We start from the raw sequence: 14378 nt of genomic DNA, 5'->3' as shown, positions 1-14378 counted from the left end.
AATGGTGGCTCTTACCGGACGCACCGCTCTGCTCGCCGCTCTGGGATCACTCCCTGTAGGCATCCTGGCCCCGAGCTGGACGGGCATGCTCGCGGTCAACGCCCCGCTCTCTCTAGCTATTCTGTGCGACTATGCCCTGGCAGCACCAGTGCGTCCGCTTCAGTTCACCCGATCCGGCGATACAACCGTTCGACTCGGTGACGGCGCTGAGGTGCAACTCACCGTAGTCAATCCTTCCCGCCGTCGCCTGCGGGCACACCTCCGTGACGCATGGCCTCCCAGTAGCTGGCTCCCGGGCGCGGACCAGGCCGCGTCGCGCCACAGACTTGATATCCCGCCCGGCGAGCGTCGGCGTGTCACCACGTTTCTGCGCCCCACCCGCCGTGGCGACCGCCAGGCCGAGCGCATCACCATCCGGTCCTACGGCCCGTTGGGACTCGCAGCCCGCCAGGGCAGTCATCACGCTCCCTGGAAAGTGCGTGTCCTGCCACCTTTCACAAGCCGCAAGCACCTGCCGTCCCGCCTCGCCAGACTGCGCGAACTCGACGGCCGTACAAGCGTTCTCACCCGGGGCGAGGGCACGGAATTCGACAGCCTGCGCGCCTACGTTCCCGGTGACGACACCCGCTCGATCGACTGGCGGGCCACTGCTCGCCAGTCAGCGGTCGCCGTACGTACCTGGCGCCCCGAGCGCGACCGTCATATCCTCATCGTCCTCGATACCGGCCGGACATCAGCGGGCCGGGTGGGCGATGTCCCTCGTCTCGACGCATCGATGGACGCGGCACTACTCCTCACCGCCCTCGCCACCCGCGCCGGCGATCGTGTGGACCTCCTCGCCTACGACCGCCGTGTACGGGCCCAGGTTCGAGGCCGGTCAGCCGAAGACATCCTGTCGGCGATGGTCGACGCTTTGGCTCCGCTGGAGCCGGAGCTCGTGGAAACCGATTCACGCGGCCTGAGCGCCGCCGCACTGACCAACGCTCCCCGGCGCTCCTTGATCGTGTTGCTGACCAGCCTTGACGCAGCGCCTGTCGAAGAGGGCCTGCTGCGCGTACTCCCACGTCTCACCCAGCGGCATACCGTGCTGCTGGCGGCCGTGAGAGACCCGCACGTCGAAGACATGGCAGGTGCGAGAGGAACAGTGGACGCCATCTATGACGCTGCTGCTGGCGCCCAGGCTCAGGCTCGGCGGCGTCAAACTGCGGATCAGCTCCGGCGTCATGGTGTGGTCGTCGTCGACGCAATCCCGGACAACCTCGCGCCGGCTCTCTCGGATGCCTACTTGGCTCTCAAGGCAGCGGGGCGGCTGTAGCGACACCGCCGATATACGAGTCAGCGGGCACAAAGAAGATGTACTGGCTGTGCCCGCTGACATGGGTCCAGGTTCGTTCTGGTCCGGAACGCAGAAAAGCCCCGTGCCACAAGGGCACGGGGCTTAACTATCAAAAGGAGTTCGGCGGCGTCCTACTCTCCCACAGGGTCCCCCCTGCAGTACCATCGGCGCTGAAAGGCTTAGCTTCCGGGTTCGGAATGTAACCGGGCGTTTCCCTAACGCAATGACCACCGAAACACTATGAAATTAACCAACACCGGATAAAAACACGGCCGTTCGTTATTTCAGAACTAACACAGTGGACGCGAGCAACTGAGGACAAGCCCTCGGCCTATTAGTACCAGTCAGCTCCACCCGTTACCGGGCTTCCACATCTGGCCTATCAACCCAGTCGTCTACTGGGAGCCTTAACCCTTCAAGAGGGTGGGAATACTCATCTCGAAGCAGGCTTCCCGCTTAGATGCTTTCAGCGGTTATCCTTTCCGAACGTAGCCAACCAGCCATGCCCTTGGCAGGACAACTGGCACACCAGAGGTTCGTCCGTCCCGGTCCTCTCGTACTAGGGACAGCCCTTCTCAATATTCCTACGCGCACAGCGGATAGGGACCGAACTGTCTCACGACGTTCTAAACCCAGCTCGCGTACCGCTTTAATGGGCGAACAGCCCAACCCTTGGGACCGACTCCAGCCCCAGGATGCGACGAGCCGACATCGAGGTGCCAAACCATCCCGTCGATATGGACTCTTGGGGAAGATCAGCCTGTTATCCCCGGGGTACCTTTTATCCGTTGAGCGACAGCGCTTCCACAAGCCACTGCCGGATCACTAGTCCCGACTTTCGTCCCTGCTCGACCCGTCGGTCTCACAGTCAAGCTCCCTTGTGCACTTACACTCAACACCTGATTGCCAACCAGGCTGAGGGAACCTTTGGGCGCCTCCGTTACTCTTTAGGAGGCAACCGCCCCAGTTAAACTACCCATCAGACACTGTCCCTGATCCGGATCACGGACCCAGGTTAGACATCCAGCACGACCAGAGTGGTATTTCAACGACGACTCCACAACCACTGGCGTGGCCGCTTCAAAGTCTCCCACCTATCCTACACAAGCCGAACCGAACACCAATATCAAACTATAGTAAAGGTCCCGGGGTCTTTCCGTCCTGCTGCGCGAAACGAGCATCTTTACTCGTAGTGCAATTTCACCGGGCCTATGGTTGAGACAGTCGAGAAGTCGTTACGCCATTCGTGCAGGTCGGAACTTACCCGACAAGGAATTTCGCTACCTTAGGATGGTTATAGTTACCACCGCCGTTTACTGGCGCTTAAGTTCTCAGCTTCGCCGACCCGAAAGTCAGCTAACCGGTCCCCTTAACGTTCCAGCACCGGGCAGGCGTCAGTCCGTATACATCGCCTTACGGCTTCGCACGGACCTGTGTTTTTAGTAAACAGTCGCTTCTCGCTGGTCTCTGCGGCCACCCCCAGCTCACCGAGTAAATCGGATCACCAGTGATGGCCCCCCTTCTCCCGAAGTTACGGGGGCATTTTGCCGAGTTCCTTAACCATAGTTCACCCGAACGCCTCGGTATTCTCTACCTGACCACCTGAGTCGGTTTAGGGTACGGGCCGCCATGAAACTCGCTAGAGGCTTTTCTCGACAGCATAGGATCATCCACTTCACCACAATCGGCTCGGCATCAGGTCTCAGCCTTAATGTGTGACGGATTTACCTACCACACGGCCTACACCCTTACCCCGGGACTACCACCGCCCGGGCTGGACTACCTTCCTGCGTCACCCCATCGCTTACCTAGTACAAGTCTGGTTCGTCGGCTCCACCACTACCCTCAACTCCGAAGAGATCGGGCCGGCTTCACGGACTTAGCATCGCCTGATTCAGTATTGGGCGTTTCAAAGCGGGTACCGGAATATCAACCGGTTGTCCATCGACTACGCCTGTCGGCCTCGCCTTAGGTCCCGACTTACCCTGGGCAGATCAGCTTGACCCAGGAACCCTTAGTCAATCGGCGCACACGTTTCTCACGTGTGTATCGCTACTCATGCCTGCATTCTCACTCGTGAACCGTCCACAACTCGCTTCCGCGGCTGCTTCACCCGGCACACGACGCTCCCCTACCCATCCCAGCCCCCGTTGGGGGTACATGCTGGAATGACACGACTTCGGCGGTACGCTTGAGCCCCGCTACATTGTCGGCGCGGAATCACTTGACCAGTGAGCTATTACGCACTCTTTCAAGGGTGGCTGCTTCTAAGCCAACCTCCTGGTTGTCTCTGCGACTCCACATCCTTTCCCACTTAGCGTACGCTTAGGGGCCTTAGTCGATGCTCTGGGCTGTTTCCCTCTCGACCATGGAGCTTATCCCCCACAGTCTCACTGCCATGCTCTCACTTACCGGCATTCGGAGTTTGGCTAAGGTCAGTAACCCGGTAGGGCCCATCGCCTATCCAGTGCTCTACCTCCGGCAAGAAACACACGACGCTGCACCTAAATGCATTTCGGGGAGAACCAGCTATCACGGAGTTTGATTGGCCTTTCACCCCTAACCACAGGTCATCCCCCAGGTTTTCAACCCTGGTGGGTTCGGTCCTCCACGAAGTCTTACCTCCGCTTCAACCTGCCCATGGCTAGATCACTCCGCTTCGGGTCTTGAGCGCGCTACTAAATCGCCCTATTCGGACTCGCTTTCGCTACGGCTTCCCCACACGGGTTAACCTCGCAACACACCGCAAACTCGCAGGCTCATTCTTCAAAAGGCACGCAGTCACGACGCACCGAGCAAGCTCGATGCGCGACGCTCCCACGGCTTGTAGGCACACGGTTTCAGGTACTATTTCACTCCGCTCCCGCGGTACTTTTCACCATTCCCTCACGGTACTATCCGCTATCGGTCACTAGGGAATATTTAGGCTTAACGGGTGGTCCCGCCAGATTCACACGGGATTTCTCGGGCCCCGTGCTACTTGGGTGTCTCTTAAACGAGCCGTTGATGTTTCAGCTACGGGGGTCTTACCCTCTACGCCGGACCTTTCGCATGTCCTTCGCCTACATCAACGGTTTCTGACTCGTCTCACGGCCGGCAGACCATGAAAAAGAGATCCCACAACCCCGCATGCGCAACCCCTGCCGGGTATCACACGCATACGGTTTGGCCTGATCCAGTTTCGCTCGCCACTACTCCCGGAATCACGGTTGTTTTCTCTTCCTGAGGGTACTGAGATGTTTCACTTCCCCTCGTTCCCTCCACACTGCCTATGTGTTCAGCAGTGGGTGACAGCCCATGACGACTGCCGGGTTTCCCCATTCGGAAACCCCCGGATCAAAGCTTGGTTGACAGCTCCCCGGGGACTATCGTGGCCTCCCACGTCCTTCATCGGTTCCTAGTGCCAAGGCATCCACCGTGCGCCCTTAAAAACTTGGCCACAGATGCTCGCGTCCACTGTGCAGTTCTCAAACAACGACCAGCCACCCATCACCCCGTTCCGAAGAACGAGTGCACTGGGGCCGGCAACCGAAGGACAGACTCAAATGAGCCCGTACCTTCAGATACCCAACAGCGTGCCCGACCCGACCGATCACCCTCACATTCCACGCCGAAGCAGTACTAGTGAGAACAACCTGTCGTGCCGAATAGTCAACGTTCCACCCATGAGCTAACCACCGCCGAACATTTGCCGGCGTAGTGGCTCTGGATTCCTTACGGAATCTAGATGCTCCTTAGAAAGGAGGTGATCCAGCCGCACCTTCCGGTACGGCTACCTTGTTACGACTTCGTCCCAATCGCCAGTCCCACCTTCGACAGCTCCCTCCCACAAGGGGTTGGGCCACCGGCTTCGGGTGTTACCGACTTTCGTGACGTGACGGGCGGTGTGTACAAGGCCCGGGAACGTATTCACCGCAGCAATGCTGATCTGCGATTACTAGCAACTCCGACTTCATGGGGTCGAGTTGCAGACCCCAATCCGAACTGAGACCGGCTTTTTGAGATTCGCTCCGCCTCGCGGCATCGCAGCTCATTGTACCGGCCATTGTAGCACGTGTGCAGCCCAAGACATAAGGGGCATGATGACTTGACGTCGTCCCCACCTTCCTCCGAGTTGACCCCGGCAGTCTCCTGTGAGTCCCCATCACCCCGAAGGGCATGCTGGCAACACAGAACAAGGGTTGCGCTCGTTGCGGGACTTAACCCAACATCTCACGACACGAGCTGACGACAGCCATGCACCACCTGTATACCGACCACAAGGGGGGCACCATCTCTGATGCTTTCCGGTATATGTCAAGCCTTGGTAAGGTTCTTCGCGTTGCGTCGAATTAAGCCACATGCTCCGCTGCTTGTGCGGGCCCCCGTCAATTCCTTTGAGTTTTAGCCTTGCGGCCGTACTCCCCAGGCGGGGAACTTAATGCGTTAGCTGCGGCACCGACGACGTGGAATGTCGCCAACACCTAGTTCCCAACGTTTACGGCGTGGACTACCAGGGTATCTAATCCTGTTCGCTCCCCACGCTTTCGCTCCTCAGCGTCAGTAATGGCCCAGAGATCCGCCTTCGCCACCGGTGTTCCTCCTGATATCTGCGCATTTCACCGCTACACCAGGAATTCCGATCTCCCCTACCACACTCTAGCCTGCCCGTATCGACTGCAGACCCGGGGTTAAGCCCCGGGCTTTCACAACCGACGCAACAAGCCGCCTACGAGCTCTTTACGCCCAATAATTCCGGACAACGCTTGCGCCCTACGTATTACCGCGGCTGCTGGCACGTAGTTAGCCGGCGCTTCTTCTGCAGGTACCGTCACTTTCGCTTCTTCCCTGCTGAAAGAGGTTTACAACCCGAAGGCCGTCATCCCTCACGCGGCGTCGCTGCATCAGGCTTTCGCCCATTGTGCAATATTCCCCACTGCTGCCTCCCGTAGGAGTCTGGGCCGTGTCTCAGTCCCAGTGTGGCCGGTCGCCCTCTCAGGCCGGCTACCCGTCGTCGCCTTGGTAGGCCATTACCCCACCAACTAGCTGATAGGCCGCGGGCTCATCCTTCACCGCCGGAGCTTTTAACCTTCCCCCATGAGAGGGAAAGTGTTATCCGGTATTAGACCCCGTTTCCAGGGCTTGTCCCAGAGTGAAGGGCAGATTGCCCACGTGTTACTCACCCGTTCGCCACTAATCCACCCCGAAGGGCTTCATCGTTCGACTTGCATGTGTTAAGCACGCCGCCAGCGTTCGTCCTGAGCCAGGATCAAACTCTCCGTGAATGTTTTCCCGTAATCGGGTAGACACCACGAGAGCGGAACGACCATGTCGGAATATAACCGGTCGTCCACTGAATCCTCGCTGTGTGCATTGCCTACCAGGCCAGAGACCTGTTAGGACTTTCAAAGGAACCTCGAACCTGCCGAAGCAGGTCGGGGTATCAACATATCTGGCGTTGACTTTTGGCACGCTGTTGAGTTCTCAAGGAACGGACGCTTCCTTTGTACTCACCCTCAGAACATTTTCTGGGGCTTTCCTCCGGGCGCTTCCCTTCGGTCTTGCGTTTCCGACTCTATCAGACTCTTTCGTGTCCGATTCCCGGTCGAAGCGGGCCTCGCGTTTTCGCTTTCCAGTTCTTCGCTTTCGCGCTTTCCCTTTCCAGCGGTTTCAACCTTACCAGACTCATTCCGTTCCGTTTCCGGTTCGAATTTGAATTCCGGTGGCCGTTGAAGTGGCCTTGCCTTTCGGCTGATTCGACTTTATCAGAAGCAATAACGCCGAGCTAATCGGCTTCATGTTTCAGAGAGTGGGAATCAATGGCTCTGCGGAAATTCAATTTCCGGTGAGAGCGGGGTAAATCTAACGGTTGGACTCGAACTTGTCCAGTTCAAGGCAACTAGTCAAATCTACCTCCCCCAGTCCGCCGTGTCAACGGTTTTTGGGGCGAGAGAGACAGTAGCAGGCCAGCAGGTCCGTACGCACATCAGGCGGCCACCGGCAGTTCGGCGCTTCGTTCGGCTGCTGCGATGTCGCCTGCGTCGCCGGCTCGGGCCGCCCTGCCGCCCAGGATGTAGACGTAGGCGAGGAAGCCCAGCTCGGCGGTGATTCCGATGGTGATACGGGCCCAGGTCGGAAGGCCGGAGGGGGTGACGAAGCCTTCGATGACGCCGGATACGAAGAGGACGATGGCAAGGCCGATGGCCATGCCGATGGCTGCCCGCCCCTGTTGCGCCAGGGCGGTACGCCGGGTCTGCGGGCCGGGGTCGATGACCGTCCAGCCCAGGCGGAGTCCCGTGCCGGCCGCAACGAAGACCGCAGTGAGCTCCAGCAGCCCGTGGGGAAGGATCAGGCCGAGGAAGGTATCGAGTCGGCCCGCCGACGACATCAGTCCCACTCCCACCGCGAGGTTGAGCACGTTGACGAAGAGGATCCAGATCACCGGAACGCAGAGGAACGCGCCCAGCACCAGGCACATGGCGGCTGCTTGAGCGTTGTTCGTCCAGACCTGAGCGGCGAACGAGGCTGCCGGGTGGCTGGAGTAGTACGTCTCGTACTCCCCTCCCGGGCTGGTCAGGCGGCGGAGATCCTCCGGTGCGGCAATGGCTGACTGGACCTCCGGATGGGTGCCGATCCACCAGCCCATCACTGCGGCCAGGAGCACGGAGAGGACCGCGGTCGGTATCCACCAGTGCCGCGAGCGGTAGACCGCTGCGGGAAAGCCTGCCGTGAGGAAGTGCGCGGCGTCGCGCCAGGAGGCGCGGCGGGTGCCGGTCACGGTCGAGCGGGCTCGGGCCACCAGCTGGGTGAGGCGTGCGGTGAGCAGCGGGTCGGGTGCGCTGGACTGGATCAGGGAGAGATGGGTCGCCGTGCGCTGGTAGAGGTCGACGAGCTCGTCGGCTTCCGCTCCCGTGAGCCTGCGCCCGCGGTGCAGAAGGTGGTCCAGACGGTCCCACTCGATGCGATGGGCGTTGACGAAGACGTCGAGGTCCATGGTCGGCTGCTGCTCCTGGCATGGGTGTGTACGGGTGCGTACAACTGCGGCGCGTTGCGGGTCAGCTTGGCAGACTGTGGCCCCTAGGGGCAGGGATGGTCGGCGAAGGGTGGGCGGCGATGAGTGAGCTCGTGACCGGGGACGCGGTCGTGCTGGGGTTGCGAACGGCGAAGTTGCCGAGCCGGGCACTGGCTCTGGCCATTGATCTTGTGGTGGTCGGGACGGCGTTCGTGCTGGTGTCGATCGGGTTGGCCGTCGCGACGGCCACGCTCGACGAGGCAGCCGTGGCGGCGGTGGCCGTCGCGACCTTCCTGCTCGTTCTCGTGGGAGGGCCTATCGCGGTGGAGACGCTCAGCCACGGCCGTTCGCTGGGGAAGCTCGCGTGCGGGCTTCGGGTGGTGCGCGACGACGGGGGCCCGATCCGGTTCCGGCATGCGCTGGTGCGCGGGGCGATGGGGGTGGTGGAGATCCTCGCGACGCTCGGTGTGGTCGCCTCCATCGCGTCGCTGGTCTCGGAGCGCGGGCGGCGGCTCGGGGACGTCTTCGCGGGAACGCTCGTCATACGGGAGCGGGTTCCGGCAGGCAGGGCGGCAGCCGTGCCGCCTCCGCCGCCCTGGCTGGTCGGGCGGTTCGCCGGACTTGATCTGTCGGCGGTCCCGGACGCTCTGTGGCTTGCGGTGCGGCAGTACCTGACGCGGATGCACCAGTTGGACGGTGGCGTGGGGCGGGCCATGGCGGAGCGGCTGGCCGGTGACCTTGCCGCGCGGACCGGGGTTCCGGCGCCGGGGGATGTGCCGGCCGCAGCGTTCCTGGCCGCCGTGGTGAACGAACGGCAGGCGCGGGATGCGCGCCGGACGTTTGCCGCAGCCCCTGGAACCCTCGGCGACCCCGTCGTTGCGGGGCCTCAGACCAGGACGGCGGACGTGGCCGGCGCATTCGGCGCGGCCGGTGCGGGTGCGGAAGCGCCGTGGGGCGCCGACCCCGCTGCGGCCCCGGCGACTCACCACGCTCCGATGGCCCCTCCCCCTCGTGCGCAGGTGGCCCATGTCCGGCCTGCCGGGGCGGACAGCGCGGCAGCGGCTCCCGGGGTGGATCCGGTGCGGCCCTCCACTACCGGATTCGCCCCGCCCGCTTAGCGGTCCGAGGGCGGGGATTCCAGCTCTTCGAGCTCGATACCGGGGGCCGAGAGAACCACGTCGCCGGCGATGTGGACGGTGTGCTGCTCACCGGTGTCCAGGGCGCTGACCTGGTACGCGTCCACGGTCAGGGGGCCGTTGTCAGTGGGGTGCGCTTCACTGTTCACCAGGGCCCAGGACTGGTCGACGGTACGGGGGGCGAGCACGGGGTCCGTGAAGGTGACGATGCGGAGCCTGGTCGGCGGGGAGGCGGGGGTGAGACGCAGTAGACGTGCGGTGGCGATGAGAAACGCGGGGGACGTGCCGCTGAAGGCGTGGGCGCGGACATTGCCTTCGGTGGCGTGAGTGCCGGTCGGGTCGGTGCGCACCCAGGTGACGCCTTCGAGGGCGGCGCCACGGACCTGCCAGCTCGCGGCGTGGAGTTCAAGACGGATGGGACGGCCGAGCTCGTCGAGAGTGAGGTCCACGGATCCGAGGTGATCGCCGGACGGGGCGGTCGTCTGGGAGACATAGCGCCAGCCGGAGGGGCCTGGTGCGCAGTGGAAGTGTTCTTCACCGAGGGGGGTGTGGTCGTGGAGATCGTGGAGCGAATATCGGCCGCGGGGCATGGGGTCCTTCGGGTTCCTCGGGCTGTGCGGGTGCGGTACGGCGCAGGCCCCCGACACGGGGGTGCGGGGGCCTGCGTTCGTAACTGCTGCTGAGTCACCGGGGCTGCTGACGCGTGTGCGTCCGCAGGCACTGGGGGGTCTGCCGGTGGCCGGTCGTCACCGACCGGTGGTGGAGTGAGTGGTCACCGGCGGACCCTCGCGAGTGGTGGCTGGGATCAGTAGCGGTAGTGGTCGGACTTGTACGGGCCGTCGACCTCGACACCGATGTACGCGGCCTGCTCGGGACGGAGCGTCGTGAGCCTCACGCCGAGCGCGGCGAGGTGGAGACGGGCGACCTTCTCGTCGAGGTGCTTGGGCAGCACGTAGACATCGGTCGGGTACTCCTCGGGCTTGGTGAACAGCTCGATCTGGGCCAGCGTCTGGTCCGCGAACGAGTTGGACATCACGAACGACGGGTGGCCGGTCGCGTTGCCCAGGTTCAGCAGGCGGCCCTCGGACAGCACGATGAGGACCTTGCCGTCGGAGAACGTCCAGGTGTGGACCTGAGGCTTCACCTCGTCCTTGACGATCCCGTCGATCTTCGCCAGGCCGGCCATGTCGATCTCGTTGTCGAAGTGACCGATGTTCCCGACGATCGCCTGGTGCTTCATCCGGGCCATGTCGGCGGCCATGATGATGTCCTTGTTGCCCGTCGTCGTGACGAAGATGTCCGCCTGCTCCACGACGTCGTCGAGGGTGGCGACCTGGTAACCGTCCATCGCCGCCTGCAACGCGCAGATCGGGTCGATCTCCGTGATGATCACCCGGGCACCCTGCCCCCGCAGCGACTCCGCACAGCCCTTGCCCACATCGCCGTAACCACAGACGACAGCGGTCTTGCCACCGATCAGGACATCGGTGGCACGGTTGATGCCATCGATCAGCGAATGACGGCAGCCGTACTTGTTGTCGAACTTCGACTTCGTCACCGCGTCATTGACATTGATCGCCGGGAACAGAAGCGTGCCGTCACGGTGCATCTCGTACAACCGGTGCACACCCGTCGTGGTCTCCTCCGTCACACCACGGATCTCCGACGCCAGCTGGGTCCACTTCTGCGGGGACTCGCCGAGGGTGCGGTTCAGCAGCGTGAGGATGTACGCGTACTCCTCACTGTCCGCGGTCGACGGGTCCGGGGCCGCGCCGGCCTTCTCGAACTCGACGCCCTTGTGGACGAGGAGGGTGGCGTCACCACCGTCGTCGAGAATCATGTTCGGGCCACCGGTGGGGGTGTTCGGCCAGGTCAGCGCCTGCTCCGTGCACCACCAGTACTCCTCCAACGACTCGCCCTTCCAGGCGAACACCGGGACGCCGGCGGGGGCGTCCGGGGTGCCGTTGGGGCCCACCGCGATCGCCGCGGCGGCGTGGTCCTGGGTGGAGAAGATGTTGCAGGAGGCCCAACGGACCTCGGCGCCGAGCGCGACCAGCGTCTCGATCAGCACAGCCGTCTGCACGGTCATGTGCAGCGAACCGGTGATACGCGCACCGGCCAGCGGCTGCGCCGCGGCGTACTCCTTGCGGATCGACATCAGGCCGGGCATCTCGTGCTCGGCCAGGGTGATCTCCTTGCGGCCGAAGGCTGCGAGGGAGAGGTCGGCGACCTTGAAGTCCTGTCGATTGGCGACCGTCGTCATAACGGGCTGCTCCTCGTGATGGGTCGAGGTGGGTAGGGCGGCTCTGCGACACGCGGTGGGCACACGAATGCCCGAGCGGTTCGCAGCGCAGTCCGTCGGAGGCCCTCTCTCCCTCGGCCGGTCCGGCGTACGGACCGATCGACCGCCATCAGCAGCGACGTCTGACTCTGCCCACGAATCTACACCGAACGGCCCAGCCGCTCCCAGTCCACCAGGTCCGGGAGCGGCCTCATCGGCTTGTCGGGTGCGGTCAGTGGCCGGATTCCGTGGGGTCGGCCGGGTTGTCGGGGACGTCGCCGGGGGTGCCGTCGGCCGCTGCTCCGCCCAGCTGCTTGGCCGGGTTGACGCCGGCCGCAGCCGCCGCGGCGTTGTAGATGTCCGGCTCCAGGTAGATGACCCGGGCGATCGGGACCGCCTCGCGGATGCGGGACTCCGCGGCGTTGATGGCGTTGGCGACCTCGGTGGCGCTGTCGTCGTGCTGGACCGCGATCTTGGCGGCGACCAGCAGTTCCTCAGGGCCGAGGTGGAGTGTACGCATGTGGATGACGCCGGTGACGGTTTCGCCGTCGACGACCGCGGCCTTGATCTTCTCGACCTGGTCGGTACCGGCGGCCTCGCCGAGCAGCAGCGACTTCGTCTCGGCGGCCAGGACGATCGCGATGACGATCAGCAGGATGCCGATGCACAGGGTGCCGATGCCGTCCCACACACCGTTGCCGGTGCCGAGGGCCAGGCCGACGCCGGCGAGCGCGAGGATCAGGCCGATGAGCGCGCCGAGGTCCTCCAGCAGGACGACGGGGAGTTCCGGGGCCTTCGCACGGCGGACGAACTGGGTCCAGGAGAGCGAGCCGCGGGTCTCGTTGGACTCCTTGATCGCCGTACGGAAGGAGAAGCTCTCGGCGATGATCGCGAAGATCAGAACGCCGACCGGCCAGTACCAGGCCTCGATCTCGTGCGGGTGCTTGATCTTCTCGTAGCCCTCGTACACCGCGAACATGCCACCGACCGAGAACAGGACGATGGAGACGAGGAAGGCGTAGATGTAGCGCTCGCGCCCGTACCCGAAGGGGTGCTGGGGGGTGGCCTCGCGCTTGGCCTTCTTGCCGCCGAGCAGCAGCAGTCCCTGGTTGCCCGAGTCGGCGAGCGAGTGGACGCTCTCCGCGAGCATCGACGACGAGCCACTGAACAGGAACGCCACGAATTTGGCCACTGCGATCGCGAGGTTGGCGCCGAGTGCCGCCACGATCGCCTTGGTTCCGCCTGACGCACTCATGGGTGCCTGGTGTCCCTTCGTTCGGTGCTGCGGCTCCGGCGGCCGCGGTACGGCCGGACATTGTTGCAGTCGCTGATGCGGACGGTACGTCAGGCCACCACAGTGGCGCGGAACAGTGTGCCCGCACCGGACACTTCGGCCTTCTCTCCGGCCGGTACGAACACCGAGTCTCCCGGTACGAGGCCGATCTCACCGGCCTTCGGCGCACCCGCCGTGCAGAGCAGGATCTGGGGCGTGGCCGCGGTGAGGTCGACGGGGGCGGCGCCCGGCGAGAGGTCGAAGCGGGAAAGCCGGAACTCGTCGACCGGCGTCTCGTACAGCTCCTCGCCGGACGGGGATGCCTCGGGCCGCAGGATTCCCGGGTCGGTCGCCTCGAAGCGGACGATGCGGAGCAGTTCGGGCACGTCGATGTGCTTGGGCGTCAGTCCGCAGCGCAGCACGTTGTCCGAGTTCGCCATGATTTCGACGCCGAGGCCGCCGAAGTAGGCGTGCGGGACTCCGGCGTCGAGGAACAGGGCCTCGCCGGGCTGGAGTTGTACGTAGTTCAGCAGCAGGGCCGCGACCACGCCGGCGTCGCCCGGGAAGTGGTGGGCGGCGCGTGCGTACGGGGCGTAGCTGCCGCCGATCCGTTCGGCGGCGGCCGCCACGGCCGTCACCGTGTCCGCCATCTGTGCCGGGTCCGCGGTGAGGATCGCCGTGAGGACCTCGCGCAGGGCGGCCTCTTCGGGGTGGGCGCGCAGCAGATCGGCGTACGGCTTGAGGGAGTCGACGCCCAGCGCCTCCATCGCCTCGGCCGCCTCGACGGGGCGCCGGAAGCCGCACAGGCCGTCGAAGGGGGTGAGCGCGCAGATCAGTTCGGGCTTGTGGTTGGCGTCCTTGTAGACGCGGTGGGGAGCGTCGATCGGGACGGACCGGCGCTCCTCGTCCGCGTAACCCTGCTGTGCCTGGGCGAGGTCGGGGTGGACCTGGAGGGAGAGCGGGGCTCCGGCGGCGAGGAGTTTGAGGAGGAAGGGCAGTCGGGGGCCGAACTTCTCGACGGCGGCCTGACCGAGTTCGCCGGTCGGGTCGGCGGCGATGACATCGGTGAGGGCTTGTTCCGCGGGGGCTGCCGCAGTGGCGTCCGCGGCACCGGTGCGGGTTATCCGGGAAGGGGCTCCGGGATGGGCGCCCATCCACATCTCCGCCTGCGGCTCGCCGGTGGGGGCGACGCCGAGCAGGGTCGGGATGAGAGTGGTGGAGCCCCAGGCGTACGGGCGCACGGTGTTGGAGAGCCGGTCCATGGAAATCGTCCTCGTGCCTTGTGAGATGTGTGGCGTTGAACTGAGTGCGTGCGTTGAACTGAGTGCATGCGTTGAGCTGTGTACGCGGTGTGGTGCTGC

The 14378-nt window shown here is 63.9% G+C and carries 7 protein-coding genes and 3 rRNA genes; 2 read left to right on the top strand and 8 right to left on the bottom strand.

Annotated elements, in window-relative coordinates:
* The first annotated feature begins 4 nt into the window (after window positions 1-4).
* A complete protein-coding gene (locus tag OG912_RS21800; RefSeq protein WP_327713506.1) occupies window positions 5-1315 on the top strand; it encodes a DUF58 domain-containing protein in 1311 nt (436 codons plus the stop codon).
* Window positions 1316-1454: 139 nt separating this feature from the next.
* On the opposite strand, the gene rrf is transcribed toward OG912_RS21800, so the two are convergent.
* The 4 genes from rrf to OG912_RS21780 form a co-directional block, all read right to left on the bottom strand.
* A 5S ribosomal RNA gene (gene rrf / locus OG912_RS21795) occupies window positions 1455-1571 on the bottom strand.
* Between the two features lie 79 nt (window positions 1572-1650).
* Window positions 1651-4775, bottom strand: a 23S ribosomal RNA gene (locus OG912_RS21790).
* 299 nt (window positions 4776-5074) lie between these two features.
* A 16S ribosomal RNA gene (locus OG912_RS21785) occupies window positions 5075-6600 on the bottom strand.
* Together the 16S, 23S and 5S rRNA genes form the textbook arrangement of a ribosomal RNA operon.
* Window positions 6601-7301: 701 nt before the next feature.
* Complete coding sequence (locus OG912_RS21780) at window positions 7302-8309, bottom strand: stage II sporulation protein M (protein ID WP_327710878.1); 1008 nt, start codon at window positions 8307-8309, stop codon at window positions 7302-7304.
* A gap of 119 nt (window positions 8310-8428) precedes the next feature.
* Between OG912_RS21780 and OG912_RS21775 the strand changes: the two genes are divergently transcribed.
* A complete protein-coding gene (locus tag OG912_RS21775; RefSeq protein WP_327710877.1) occupies window positions 8429-9445 on the top strand; it encodes an RDD family protein in 1017 nt (338 codons plus the stop codon).
* Here the strand turns inward: OG912_RS21775 and OG912_RS21770 are convergent.
* The 4 genes from OG912_RS21770 to manA all read right to left on the bottom strand — a co-directional run bounded on the left by OG912_RS21770 (window position 9442) and on the right by manA (window position 14279).
* Window positions 9442-10053 carry a hypothetical protein gene (locus OG912_RS21770; RefSeq protein ID WP_327710876.1) on the bottom strand — a complete coding sequence of 204 codons (612 nt, stop codon included), beginning with the start codon at window positions 10051-10053 and terminating at the stop codon, window positions 9442-9444. The two genes, OG912_RS21775 and OG912_RS21770, sit on opposite strands and share 4 nt — an antisense overlap.
* 215 nt (window positions 10054-10268) lie before the next feature.
* Entirely contained in the window at window positions 10269-11726 is a 1458-nt protein-coding gene (ahcY, locus tag OG912_RS21765) for an adenosylhomocysteinase (protein WP_327710875.1), read from the bottom strand.
* A 250-nt stretch (window positions 11727-11976) separates the two neighbouring features.
* Window positions 11977-12999 (bottom strand): cation diffusion facilitator family transporter, encoded by a 1023-nt coding sequence (locus OG912_RS21760; RefSeq protein WP_327710874.1) that lies wholly within the window; start codon window positions 12997-12999, stop codon window positions 11977-11979.
* Window positions 13000-13088: 89 nt separating this feature from the next.
* Window positions 13089-14279, bottom strand: coding sequence for a mannose-6-phosphate isomerase, class I (gene manA, locus OG912_RS21755; RefSeq protein ID WP_327710873.1), 1191 nt, complete (start codon window positions 14277-14279; stop codon window positions 13089-13091).
* Between the last annotated feature and the right edge of the window lie 99 nt (window positions 14280-14378).

The sequence above is a fragment of the Streptomyces sp. NBC_00464 genome, from assembly GCF_036013915.1.
Taxonomy (GTDB): domain Bacteria; phylum Actinomycetota; class Actinomycetes; order Streptomycetales; family Streptomycetaceae; genus Streptomyces.
Note: the sequence above shows the minus strand (reverse complement) of the source record. Positions and strands in the feature narration are given on the sequence as shown.

What these genes read in the sequence shown, in the direction of transcription:
- OG912_RS21780 (WP_327710878.1), bottom strand. Translation starts at nt 8,309, where the DNA reads ATGGACCTCGACGTCTTCGTCAACGCCCATCGCATCGAGTGGGACCGT.
- OG912_RS21775 (WP_327710877.1), top strand. Translation starts at nt 8,429, where the DNA reads ATGAGTGAGCTCGTGACCGGGGACGCGGTCGTGCTGGGGTTGCGAACG.
- OG912_RS21770 (WP_327710876.1), bottom strand. Translation starts at nt 10,053, where the DNA reads ATGCCCCGCGGCCGATATTCGCTCCACGATCTCCACGACCACACCCCC.
- ahcY (WP_327710875.1), bottom strand. Translation starts at nt 11,726, where the DNA reads ATGACGACGGTCGCCAATCGACAGGACTTCAAGGTCGCCGACCTCTCC.
- OG912_RS21760 (WP_327710874.1), bottom strand. Translation starts at nt 12,999, where the DNA reads ATGAGTGCGTCAGGCGGAACCAAGGCGATCGTGGCGGCACTCGGCGCC.
- manA (WP_327710873.1), bottom strand. Translation starts at nt 14,279, where the DNA reads ATGGACCGGCTCTCCAACACCGTGCGCCCGTACGCCTGGGGCTCCACC.